Origin of the sequence: Actinophytocola xanthii (genome assembly GCF_001921205.1) — a bacterium.
Lineage (GTDB): Bacteria > Actinomycetota > Actinomycetes > Mycobacteriales > Pseudonocardiaceae > Actinophytocola > Actinophytocola xanthii.
Map to the genome: position 1 here is coordinate 39559 of NZ_MSIE01000028.1, position 11601 is coordinate 51159.

Annotated in this window: 10 protein-coding genes and 1 pseudogene; 5 read left to right on the top strand and 6 right to left on the bottom strand. The window is 73.9% G+C overall.

Annotated features, from left to right (window positions below):
• The first annotated feature begins 24 nt into the window (after positions 1-24).
• Positions 25-492: an NUDIX domain-containing protein gene (locus BU204_RS16095; protein ID WP_075126496.1), complete on the top strand. Its 468-nt coding sequence runs from the start codon at positions 25-27 to the stop codon at positions 490-492.
• A gap of 7 nt (positions 493-499) precedes the next feature.
• Here BU204_RS16095 and BU204_RS16100 read toward each other — a convergent pair whose 3' ends face one another.
• Complete coding sequence (locus tag BU204_RS16100) at positions 500-967, bottom strand: hypothetical protein (protein ID WP_075126497.1); 468 nt, start codon at positions 965-967, stop codon at positions 500-502.
• Between the two features lie 115 nt (positions 968-1082).
• Between BU204_RS16100 and BU204_RS16105 the strand changes: the two genes are divergently transcribed.
• Positions 1083-1682: a TetR/AcrR family transcriptional regulator gene (locus BU204_RS16105; protein ID WP_075126510.1), complete on the top strand. Its 600-nt coding sequence runs from the start codon at positions 1083-1085 to the stop codon at positions 1680-1682.
• 16 nt (positions 1683-1698) lie between these two features.
• Here the strand turns inward: BU204_RS16105 and lipB are convergent, their stop codons facing one another.
• From lipB to lpdA, 4 genes are read right to left on the bottom strand one after another with little or no spacing between them, the layout of a single operon-like run.
• The gene (gene lipB, locus BU204_RS16110) at positions 1699-2433 is read right to left on the bottom strand and encodes a lipoyl(octanoyl) transferase LipB (protein ID WP_075126498.1); all 735 of its coding nucleotides are present in this window, start codon (positions 2431-2433) and stop codon (positions 1699-1701) included.
• 42 nt (positions 2434-2475) lie between these two features.
• Entirely contained in the window at positions 2476-3360 is an 885-nt protein-coding gene (locus tag BU204_RS16115; RefSeq protein WP_075126499.1) for a TIGR01777 family oxidoreductase, read from the bottom strand.
• A complete protein-coding gene (gene sucB, locus BU204_RS16120; protein ID WP_075126500.1) occupies positions 3361-5127 on the bottom strand; it encodes a 2-oxoglutarate dehydrogenase, E2 component, dihydrolipoamide succinyltransferase in 1767 nt (588 codons plus the stop codon).
• A 30-nt stretch (positions 5128-5157) separates the two neighbouring features.
• Complete coding sequence (gene lpdA / locus BU204_RS16125) at positions 5158-6528, bottom strand: dihydrolipoyl dehydrogenase (protein WP_075126501.1); 1371 nt, start codon at positions 6526-6528, stop codon at positions 5158-5160.
• 116 nt (positions 6529-6644) lie between these two features.
• Between lpdA and BU204_RS16130 the strand changes: the two genes are divergently transcribed.
• Positions 6645-7013: an oxidoreductase gene (locus tag BU204_RS16130; protein WP_075126502.1), complete on the top strand. Its 369-nt coding sequence runs from the start codon at positions 6645-6647 to the stop codon at positions 7011-7013.
• 64 nt (positions 7014-7077) lie between these two features.
• Entirely contained in the window at positions 7078-9162 is a 2085-nt protein-coding gene (locus BU204_RS16135) for an Hsp70 family protein (RefSeq protein ID WP_075126503.1), read from the top strand.
• A gap of 19 nt (positions 9163-9181) precedes the next feature.
• Here BU204_RS16135 and BU204_RS16140 read toward each other — a convergent pair whose 3' ends face one another.
• A complete protein-coding gene (locus BU204_RS16140) occupies positions 9182-10666 on the bottom strand; it encodes a leucyl aminopeptidase (RefSeq protein WP_075126504.1) in 1485 nt (494 codons plus the stop codon).
• 112 nt (positions 10667-10778) lie between these two features.
• Here BU204_RS16140 and BU204_RS16145 point away from each other — a divergent pair.
• Positions 10779-11601: pseudogene (locus BU204_RS16145) on the top strand (hypothetical protein); the annotation flags it as partial.

The window sequence follows — 11601 nt, forward strand, 5'->3', positions numbered from 1 at the left end:
AAGGTGGGGAGGACGCCGTCCGTCGTGTCGGAGGGGGAGCCGGTGGCTTTGGTGGCACGGAGCGCGGCGGGTGCGTTGTTCCTCGACGGGGTGGGGCGCGTGCTGATCGTGGAGCCGACCTACAAGCCGAACTGGGAGATCCCCGGCGGCATGCTGGAGGTGGGCGAGACCCCGAGCCAGGCCTGCGTCCGGGAGGTGGCCGAGGAGCTCGGCCTCACGCTCGTGCCCGGCCGGCTGCTCGTGGTCGACTGGGCCCCGCACCCGGTGTTCGGCGACCGGGTGCTGTTCGTGTTCGACGGCGGGACGCTGGACTCGGCACAGCTGGCGGCGATCGTACTGCAGGCCGAGGAGCTCGCGTCCTACGCGCTGGTCGAGCCGGGAGCGGTGGGGACGCGGCTGATCCCGCGGTTGGCGCGGCGGGTGAGCGCGGCGCTCGAGGCCCGGGAGGACGGGACGACGCGCTACCTCGAGCACGGACGGCCCGTCGGGTAGGACGCCGTCAGGCCGACGGGGCCAGCCGACGCAGCAGGCGTTCGACGGGGTTGCGTCGCGGCCGGGTCTCCACCAGGGCGAGGAACGCCGCGCCCACCGCGGCGCGGTCCTCGGCGGCGTCGCCGGGGGCGGTGAGGCCGGCGACGTCGGCCAGCGCGCGGCGCTCGGCGTCGACCCGCTCGCGCAGGACCGGCCGGTCGGCGTGTCGTTCGAGGATGCGCCGCAGTGCGGCGTTGTCCGCGGCGCTCGCGCGCCAGGCCTCACCCACGGCCCGCGCCCGGTCGAGGTCCGGGTCGCGCTCGGCGGCTGTCACGGCGAGCTCCAGGCGCCCGGCCAGGCGCATCGACCAGCGGTGGTGCAGGGCGAGCAGCAGCTCGTCCAGGTCGGTGAACGGCTCCGGAACGGACAGCTCCCCGCCCGACGCGATCACCGCGTCGAGGGCGTCCCGGCGTCGGTAGTGCTCCTGCCAGCCCATGTCCCCGCCCCCTGTGCATACCATCGGTCTTGGACATACCAAGAGTACGGCGACGGGCTCCGTCATACCACCGGTATGTGACGGGGATCTGTCGTACGGTGTGGGCGTGGTGACGATGCGGTCCAGGCGGGTCGACTACACGGAGTCGACGCGGGCGGCGCTGGTGGACTCGGCGCTGGAGCTGTTCACCCGGCGCGGCTACGCCGGGACCTCCCTCGACGCGATCGTCACCGGTGCCCGGGTCACCAAGGGTGCGCTCTACCACCACTTCAGCGGCAAGCAGGCGTTGTTCGAGGCCGCCTTCGACCTGGTCGAGACGGCGGCACTGGACCGGCTGACCGCCGCCGTGGCCGGCGACGGCCCCGCGTGGGAGCGGGCGCTCGCCGGCGTGGAGGCCTACGTCGGGCTCTGCCTGGAACCGTCCTACCAGCGGATCGTGATCCACGAGGGACCGGTGGTGATGGGCTGGGAGCGCTGGCGCCAGGCCGAGGAGCGCTTCAGCTACGGCCTGGTCCGCTCCACGGTGGCGGCGCTGATCGAGGCCGGCGAGATCGAACGGCTGCCGCTCGAGGTGACCGCCCGGATCCTGTTCGGCGCCCTGTCGGCCGGCGCCGAGGCGATCGCCGGCTCCGCGGACCCGAAGGCAGCCGCGGCCGACGTGACGAAGACGATCGTCGCCGTGCTCACCGGGATGCGCCGGGCCGCGGCCGGGTGAGCGTTGGTCAGGCCGCTCAGCGGTGCTGGGCCAGCTCGAAGCTCACCCCGGGGGTGGCCGGGGTCCAGCGCGGCAGCCAGCGGTCCACGACCGGCAGGGAGCCCTCCAGCGCGGCCAGGACGTGGCGCTGCGCCAGCGGCAGCACCTCGGCGACGGTCACCGGGTGCCCGAGTTCCAGCGACAGCGAGGTCACCCCGGCGTCGCGGATTCCGCAGGGCACGATGCGGTCGAACGCGCTCAGGTCCGCGTCGCAGTTGATCTCGAAGCCGTGCATGGTGACGCCGCGCTGGACCCGGATCCCGATCGCCGCGATCTTGCGTTCCGGGCGGTGGTCGGCAGGCAGCCACACGCCGCTGCGCCCTTCCACCCGGCCGGTGACCAGCCCCAGCTCGTCGCACAGGGCGATCAGTGCCTGCTCCAGCCTGCGCACGAACTGCACGACGTCCACCGGGTCGGCCAGCTTCACGATGGGGTAGCCGACCAGCTGTCCGGGGCCGTGCCAGGTGATCTTGCCGCCGCGGTCGACGTCGACGACCGGGGTGCCGTCCTCCGGCCGCTCGTCCGGCTCGGTGCGCTTGCCCGCCGTGTAGACCGACGGGTGCTCGAGCAGCAGCAGGGTGTCCTGGCCCGCGCCGGCGGCGCGCGCCGTCGCCAGCTCGCGCTGCAGGTCCCAGGCGTGCTGGTAGTCGATCGATCCGAGCCGGCGGACCTGGACGGGGGCGCTGGACGCGCGGCAGGAAGCATGAGCCACGAACGCGACCTTACGCCGCCGGAATGACGGCGTCCTGTGGCGCTACCGGAGCACCGCCTCGAGGGCGCGGTCGAGACGCGGGTGGCCGAAGACGAAGCCGTGCTCCAGCAACGCCGCCGGGACCGTGCGCTGGCTGAACAGGATCTCCCCGGCGTGGTCGCCGACCGCGAGCCGGATGGCGGGTGCCGGGGCGAACCAGGGCGCCGGGCGGCGCAGCGTTCGGCCGAGCTGGTGGGTGAACTCGGCGTTGGTGACCGGATGGGGCGAGCAGACGTTCACCGCGCCGGAGAGCGCGTCGTTGTCCAGGACGAACCGCATCGCGGCGACCTGGTCGTCGACCGTGATCCACGGCATGAACTGCCGGCCGTCGCCGAGCCGGCCGCCGAGCATGAGCTGGAACAGCGGGCGCATCATGGCGAGCAGCCCGCCCTGGCGGGACAGGACGTGCCCGGTCCGCAGCCGCACCACCCGGGCGCCGGCGCTCGAGGCGTGCTGGGTGGCCGCCTCCCAGGTACCGCACAGGTCGGCGAGGAAGCCCGTCCCGCGGGGGGCCGACTCGTCCAGCTCCCGATCGCCGCCGTCGCCGTAGTAGCCCACGGCAGAGGCGTTGACCAGCAGCGGGATCCCGTGTTCGGCGACGGCGGCGGAGAGCACCTCGGTCGGCTCGATCCGGCTGTCGATCAGCACCTGTTTGCGGGCGTGGCTCCACCGCCGACCCGCGATCGGTGCTCCGCACAGGTTGACGACGGCGTCCGCGCCGGCGAGCGCGTCGCCGCCGACCCGACCCGCCGGCGGGTCCCACTCGCGCTCGTCCGGCGCCCGCGGGGGGCGCCGGACGAGCCGGACGATCTCGTGGCCCCCGGACCGCAGGCCTTCGACCAACGCCGTGCCGATGAGCCCGGACGAGCCGGCGACCACGATTCTCATCTAGAGACCCAGATCGCCTTCGAAGTTGCCGTCCTGCAGCCGGTTCTTGATCGTGCTCAGGAAGCGTCCGGCGTCCGCGCCGTCGATCAGCCGGTGGTCGTAGGTCAGCGCGAGGTAGGCCATCGACCGGATGGCGATCGTGTCGTTGCCGTCGGCGTCGGTGAGCACGACCGGGCGCTTCACGACGAGCCCGACGCCGAGAATCCCCACCTGCGGCTGCGGGATGATCGGCGTGTCGAACAGGGCACCCTGGCTGCCCAGGTTCGTCAGCGTGAACGTGGCGCCGAACAGCTCGTCCGGGGTGACCTTGTTCGCCCTGGTGCGCTCCGCCAGGTCGGCGATCCGGTGCGCGAGCCCGGCGACGCTGAGGTCGCCGGCGTTGTGGATCGCCGGGGACAGCAGGCCGCGCTCGGTGTCCACCGCGATGCCGAGGTGCTCGGCACCGTGGTAGGTCACCTCCTTGGTCTCGTCGTTGATCGACGCGTTCAGCTTCGGGTGCGCCTTGAGCGCCTCCACGGTGGCCTTGGCGAAGAACGGGAGGAACGTCAGCTTCACGCCCTCGCGCTGTTCGAACGCCGACTTGGCCCGGGACCGGAGCTTCGCGATCCTGGTCACGTCGACCTCGACGACCTGGGTGAGCTGCGCGGAGGTCTGCAGCGACTCGACCATCCGGCGCGACACCGTCTGGCGCAGCCGGCTCATCTTCTCGGTCTTGCCGCGCAGGTCCGCCTGCGGCGCCGGGGCGGCCGAGGCCTTGGCAGGCGCGGACGAGGCAGCGGGTGCGGGCTGGCGTGCGGCCTCGGCCGCGGCGAGCACGTCCTGCTTGCGGATCCGCCCGCCGACACCGGAGCCCTTGACGGTGCTCAGATCGACGTCGTGCTCCGCGGCGAGCTTGCGCACCAGCGGTGTCACGTACGGGGCGTCGCCCGACCGGCCGTTGCTCGACGCCGAACCGGCCGCCGCAGGCTGGGCCGCCTCCCGCCGCGGCTCGGGCTTGGGCTCGGGCTTCGGTTCCGGCTTGGCCTCGTGCTTGGGGGCGCGCTCGGGCTCGGGTTCCGGCTCCGGCTCCGGCTCGGGTTCCGGCTTGGGCTCGGGCTCCTCCTGCCGCGGCTCGGCGGGAGCGGCGTCGCCGGAGCCGACGACCGCGAGCTGGCCGCCGACCTGCACGGTCTCGTCCTCGTTCGCGGTGATCTCCAGCACGGTGCCGGCCACCGGTGACGGGATCTCGGTGTCGACCTTGTCGGTGGACACCTCCAGCAGCGGCTCGTCCACCTCGACGGTGTCGCCGACCTGCTTGAGCCACCGGGTGACCGTGCCCTCGGTGACACTCTCGCCGAGCGCGGGCATCGTCACCGGGGTGCCGTCCCCGCCGCCACCGCTGCCGGAGGACTGCTCCTCGCGGGCCGGTTCGGGCCGGGACTCCTGCTCGGGTTCCGGCTCGGGCTGGGGCTCTGGCTCGGGCTCGGGCTCTGGCTCGGAGTCCTGGTCCTCGCCCGAGTCACCGCCGCCCTGGTCGCCCGAGTCGGCCGCGCCGTCGCCGATCACCGCGAGCTCCGCGCCGACCTCGATCGTGTCGTCCTCCTGGGCGACGATCTTCTGCAGCACGCCCGCGGCCGGCGAGGGGATCTCGGTGTCGACCTTGTCCGTCGACACCTCCAGCAACGGCTCGTCCACCTCGACGGTGTCGCCGACCTGCTTGAGCCACCGGGTGACCGTGCCCTCGGTGACACTCTCGCCGAGCGCCGGCATCTGGACGGAGAACGCCATGGTTTCGCTGACTCCTTGTTACTCGCGGCTTCAGCCGTGCACGTGCAGTGGCTTGCCGGCCAGGGCGAGGAAGGCCTCGCCGAGCGCCTCGGTCTGGGTGGGGTGGGCGTGGACGAGTGGGGCCACGTCCTCCGGGTAGGCCTCCCAGTTGTAGATCAACTGGGCCTCCCCGACAAGTTCGCCGACCCGCTCGCCCACCATCGTGATGCCGACGACCGGGCCGTCAGGTGCCTTCACGAGCTTGACGCCGCCCGCGGTCTTCAGGATCTGGCTCTTCCCGTTCCCGCTCAGCGCGTAGGTGTAGGTCTCGGCGCCGCCGTAGCGTTCCTTGGCCTGGGCCTCGGTGAGCCCTACCGAGGCGACCTCCGGCTTGCAGTAGGTGACGCGCGGGATGCCCGCCTCCTCGACCGGCCGGGGCGCGAGGCCGGCGATCTCCTCGGCGACGAAGATGCCGTGCTGGAAGCCGCGGTGGGCCAGCTGCAGGCCGGGGACCAGGTCACCCACGGCGTAGACGTTGTCCAGGTTGGTGCGCAGCCGCTCGTCGGTGAGCACGAACCCGCGCTCCATCGCGACGCCGGCCTCCTCGTAGCCGTGCCCGGCGCTGTTCGGGCCCCGGCCGACGGCCACCAGCAGCGTCTCCGCCTCGATCGTCTCGCCGGACTCCAGCGAGACCGACACCGACGAGCCGTTCTGCTCCGCGCCGGTGAACCGGACCCCGGTCTTGAACGTGATGCCGCGCTTGCGGAAGGCGCGTTCCAGCTGCTTGGAGGCCCACTCGTCCTCGAGCGGCACCAGTCGGGGAAGCGCCTCGACGATCGTGACGTCCGCGCCGAAGGAGGCCCAGACGCTGGCGAACTCGACGCCGATCACGCCGCCGCCCAGGACCACGACGCTGGAGGGGATGTAGTCCAGGTGCACGGCCTGGTCGCTGGTGATGATCCGGCCGCTGATCTCCAGGCCGGGCAGGGTGCGCGCGTAGGAACCGGTGGCGAGCACGACGTTGCGGCCGGTGTACCGCTCGCCGTCGACCTCGACGGTGTTCGGCGCGACGAAGGTGCCCTTCCCCTCGACGACCGTGACCTTGTTGGCCTTGGCCAACCCCTGCAGTCCCTTGTAGAGCCCGCCGACGACGCCGTCCTTGTAGGAGTTGACCCCGGCGATGTCCACGCCCTCCAGCGAGGACTTCACGCCGAACTGGTCACCCTCGCGGGCCAGGTCGGCGACCTCGGCGGCGTGCAGCAGCGCCTTGGTGGGAATGCAGCCGCGGTGCAGGCAGGTGCCGCCCAGCTTGTCCTTCTCCACCAGGACCACCGACAGGCCGAGGCCGGCCGCGCGGAACGCGCAGGCGTAGCCACCCGACCCGCCACCCAGGATCACCAGGTCAGCGGAGGTATCAGTCACGGGTTCTCCTTGACGTGCGGCTCCAGACGGTCGCGGTCGTTCCGGTCTTGACACCGCCACCACACATCATCTTGTCACTACCTGCGGCAGGCTTGCGAGGTGGCCGCACGGGCACAATGAAGGGACGACTTTCTGCGACGGAGGTAGCCGCCGTGGGTGTTTTCGACTCGCTGCGCAAGAAGAAGCGCAAGGCCGGCGCGGGTCAGGTGCGGGGCGCGAGCAAGCAGGACACCGCCCACCTCGACGACTGGGCCGCACAACGCCACGGCGTCGAGGCGTTCGTCGAGCCGCGGACGCACGTGACCGAGACGACCGTGCTGCTGGTCGCGCACGACGGGGAGTGGACCCGCCGCCGCGTGTCCAGCGCGGGCGCCGCGTTCGACTTCGCCAAGAAGCGCTCGATGCCGATCTACGAGGTGGAACGGGTCGGCTACCCGAAGCGGATGCGCGAGTACCAGGCCAGGCAGAAGCGCGAGCGCGGTTGAACTCCTGGCCTCATGCCGCCGTATCAAGGGTGATTACCCCGATGCGCAACGGAGAGGGTGGGGCGTGACTGGAGTCACCGCCGTCGTCGACTTCGGCAGCGCCGACACGGTCGTTGTGGCCGGGCCGCCCGAGCGGCTGGTCACCGTCGAGCCCTCGGCGGTGCTGCTGACCCGCGAGGACCAGCTGGTCGCCGGGCACGCGGCGGCGCGTGCCGCGGCCGCCGACCCCACCCGGCTGCTGTCCCGCCTCAAGCCCCGGCTCGACGAGCGCGAGGTCATGGTGGGCGACACGGTCCTGCCGGTCACCGGTCTGCTGCGCACGCTGCTCACCCGGGTCGTGCGCGCCGTCGGAGCGCCCCCGGACGAGCTGGTGCTGACCCATCCCGCGGGGTGGCCCTCGGCCAGGGTGGCGGTGCTGACAGCCGCCGCCTCCGGGCTCGCCGGCCGGGTCGCCACGCTCGCGGCCCCGGTGGCCGCGGCGGCGGGAGCCGGTGCCGAGCCGGGCACGACGCTGCTCGTCGTGGACCTCGGCGCGGTCTTCTGCGAGGTGAGCGCGGTGCGCCGGCAGCGCTCGGGGTCCGATCAGGCCGGGTCCGGTCGGGCTGGGTTCGAGGTGCTGGCCGCGACCGAGCTCGCCGTCGGGGGCGACGACTTCGACGAGCGCGTGCGTGAGTACCTGGGACCCGAGGTCGACGCACGCGCCCGCCGGGAGCAGGCCGCCACGGGCTCGGGGGAGGGCCTGACCGGCGGCGAGCTGGACCGGGTCGTCGCCGCGGACGTCGCGCGGATCGTGGAGGCGGCGCAACGGGTGACGGCGGAGGTGCCGGTCGACCGGGTGCTGCTGGTCGGCGGGGCCAGCCGGATGCCGCTGGTCGCGCGGCGGGTCGGCGAGGCCGTGTCACGCCCGGTCGCGCTGGCGGCCGATCCCGAGCAGGCGGTCGCCCGCGGCGCACTGCGGCTGCTCACCTCCCGGGGCGAGGCCGCCGAGAGCGCCGGCGTCAGCGCGCCGGCCGAGAGCGCCCACACCACGGCGCCCGCCGAGGAGGTCGAGGAGGTCGAGCCCGCGCCGGCCACCCCGCTGCGCCCCGTCCGACGGCGGTTGGTCGTCGCGGCCGCGTTGCTGGTGCTCGCGCTGGCGGCCGCCGCGGTCGTGGCCGTCGGGGTCGGGCCGGGACAGCTCGTCGCGGGATCACCGGGACCGGTGAGCGGCCCGCCGCCGCCGGCCGAGGACTCCGCACTGCCGCCCGAGGTCGCCGGCCGGGAGCTCGTCGGCGTCGGCCAGCAGGCGTACGCGCCCGGTCGTCCAGGCGCTCCGGTGCGCTACGCCCACCCCTCGGGGGCCACGCTGGAGCTGATCGTGACCGGGGTGCGGGCCGAGCGCACGGCCGAGCCGTTCGCCGTGGCACCGCTGGGGTACCGATGGGTGACGGTGTTCCTGAGCGGTACCAACGTCGCCGGCCCCGCCTGGCGTCAGGACCTGGTCGACGAGGTCGCGGCGCTGGACGAGCGGGGGCAGTGGATCCGACCGCTCCAGGGCGGGGTGAGCGCCTGTGCGCCGGAGCGGACGCCGCCGCCGGAGTCGGTCGAGCCGGGTGGCTCGTTCGACGCGTGCGTCGTGCTGCCCGTGCCGGAGGCGACACCGGTCGTGGCCGTGGTGTTCGGCAGGACCGGCGCCGGGGCGGCGCGGCCGGTCCGGTTCCCGGTCTCGGTCCCGGTCGCCTCGCCCGAGGCCGCCCCGGTCCGGCAGGTGGGCCGGCTCGGGGAGCCCGCCGTCGAGGTGACGGTCAACGGCGTTCCGGTGCTCGCGGGCTTCCACGTCGTGCTCACGCCCTCGGGCTACCTCGGCAACCGCCGCCCGGCCGCCGGCAACCGGTACGTCGTGGTCCGCGGACAGGTCCCGGCGCTGGGTACTGCCGAGCACGTGTACCTGCGGGACGACCGCGGGGTGCTGACCAGCCCGCTGACCGGCTTCGACACCATGCCGAACTGCCCCCCGTTCGCGGGCCTGGGCGACCCGAGGGCGACTGTCTACGCCTGCTTCGTCTACGAGCTGGACGCGGACGTCACGGTCTCGGGCGTCACCCTGGGCGGCCAGCTGCAGGGCGCCGGCCGGGAGATCGAGAGCTGGCCGACCTGGGTGACGCGGTAGGAGAGTCGCCGCTGGCGCCTCAGCCGTTGTCGGCGATGTCGGCCAGCAGCGCGGCGAGCGTGCGGACCGGCACCCCGGTGCCGCCCTTGCCGGTGTAGCCCCAGGGGCCGGCGGTGTTGTAGGCCGGACCGGCGATGTCGATGTGTGCCCAGGCCAGCCCGTCCGGCACGAACTCCCGCAGGAAGTGGCCCGCGGCCAGCATGCCGCCCCAGCGGTGGCCGGTGACGTTCGCTAGGTCGGCGAGCTTGGAGTCGAGGTCGCGGCGCAGCTCCTCGGGCAGCGGCATCGCCCAGCCGCCCTCGCCGGTGGCCTTGGCGATCTCGGTCACCCGGTCCCGGAACTCGTCGGTGCCCATGATCCCGGCCGTGCGCTTGCCGAGCGAGACGACCTGGGCGCCGGTCAGCGTCGCGGTGTCCACCAGGTAGTCGGGCTCGTCCTCGCAGGCCCGCACGATGGCGTCGGCCAGGATCAGGCGCCCCTCGGCGTCGGTGTTGAGGACCTCGACGGTCTTTCCGCCGTACATGGTCAGCACGTCGCCGGGCCGGTAGGCCGCGCCGGAGGGCATGTTCTCCGCCATCGGCACCGTCGCCACGACCTCCAGCGGGTACTTGAGCCGCGCGGCCAGCACGACCGTCGCCACCACGGCGGCCGCCCCGGACATGTCGGAGGTCATCTCGTCCATCCCCGCGGCCGGCTTGATCGAGATGCCGCCGGTGTCGAACGTGATCCCCTTGCCGACCAGCGCGACCTTCTTGCGTGCCTTCGGTCCCCGGTAGCGCAGGCGCACGAGCCGGGGCGGCCGGGCCGAACCCATGCCGACACCCAGCACGCCGCCGAAGCCGCCCTTGCGCAGCGCCTTCTCGTCGAGGATCTCGACCTCGAGGCCGGCGGCCCGGCCCAGTGCCGCGGCCCGCTCGGCGAAGGAGGCGGGGTACAGGTCGTTGGGCGGGGTGTTGACCAGGTCGCGGGCGGTCGTGACGGCCTCGGCGATCGCGGTGGCGGCCTTGACCGTGGCCCGGTGCTCCTTGGCGGTCCCGTCGGCCGGGCTCGCCAGGTCCAGCCTGGCCAGCGGGGCGTCACCGGGCGTGGAGCGGTAGGCGTCGAACCGGTAGGCGCCCAGCACGGTTCCCTCGACCGCCGCCTGGAGGTCCACAGTGGACAACGTGGTGAGCGCCCTGGCGGTGCCGGCGAGCGCGCGGGCGGCGGCGCCGGAGGCGCGGCGGACCTGCTCGGGGCCGGGCTCACCGGTCCCGAGCCCGGTCGCGACGAGCACCTTCGCGCCCAGGCGCCCGAGCGTGGGGACCTTGACGACCTCGTCGGCCTTGCCGGTGGCACCCAGGCTGCCCAGCACGTCGAGGAGGTCGCCGTCGAACGCGGCGGCGACCCGCTCGCTGCCCGGCGCGAGCGCGAGGTCCTCCCCGTCGCGCACGGTCCCGATGATCACTGCATCGACGGTTGCCTGGTCAGCCGGGGTGGCGGTGAGAGACAGCTTGGGCGCGGTCAACGCATTGCTCCTGTCGGTCGAGTTGCTGACGCATGCTAACGACCTGGTTCGGCGGCGTGCACCGCCAGGCCCACCGTCGAGTACCGGTCCGCTGGTCTGCCACGGTAGGCCCGTGAGCGAACCGGCGCGCAGGGTGGACCTCGTCGCCTCCGGCGTGGTGTCCACGGTCGGAGCCGGCCTGCTCACCGGGCTGGCGCCGGCGGCCGCGCTGGCCGGCCCCTGGCTGCTCGCCGCCCTCGTCCCGGCGGCCGGGATCGCCCACCTCGTCACCCTGTCCACTTCGCAACGTCCAGGGCAGGCGCCGGTCGGCCGCCTGCTCGGCATCTCCGGACGTCTGGCCGCGGGAATCGCGGTGGCCGGAACGGTCGGCCGCTACGCCACGCCCGAGCAGCCGGTGCTCGGCACGCTGGGGGTCGTGCTGGCGGTGGCCGTGCTCGCGCTCGCCCGGCCGCGACCATCGACGGCGGCCACGCGGGTGGCGGCGGTGGTCGTGCTGGTGGGGCTCGCCCTGGTCGTGTTGTCCTGCTTCGCGATCGCCCCGGCGACGCCACCGGTGCCCATGCCCCAGGGCGGGAGCCCGCTGGGATTCCTCGCCGCCGTCGGCCTGCTGACCGTGTGCTTCCTGGGCATTCCGCCGCGGGAGCCGCGCGAACACGGCCCGCGCGGCAGGCGGCTGGGGGTACTGGCCGGGGTACTGGCCGTGGTGCTGGCCGTGTGCCTCGCGGTGGGCGCGGCCGCCCTGCGGCAGCTCGGCGCGCCCCGGCTGGCGTTGTCGCCGGCCCCGCTGCGCGACGCACTGGCCGCCGCCGACGGGGCGCCCGTCGAGCCGCTTCTGCTGGTCGTGGTGGTGGTCTCGGCGGGGTTCGTGCTGCTCGGCATCCTGGCGGTGCTGGCCGAGGCCGGCTCCGGGCTGCCCGCCCCGCGGGTGCGGGTCG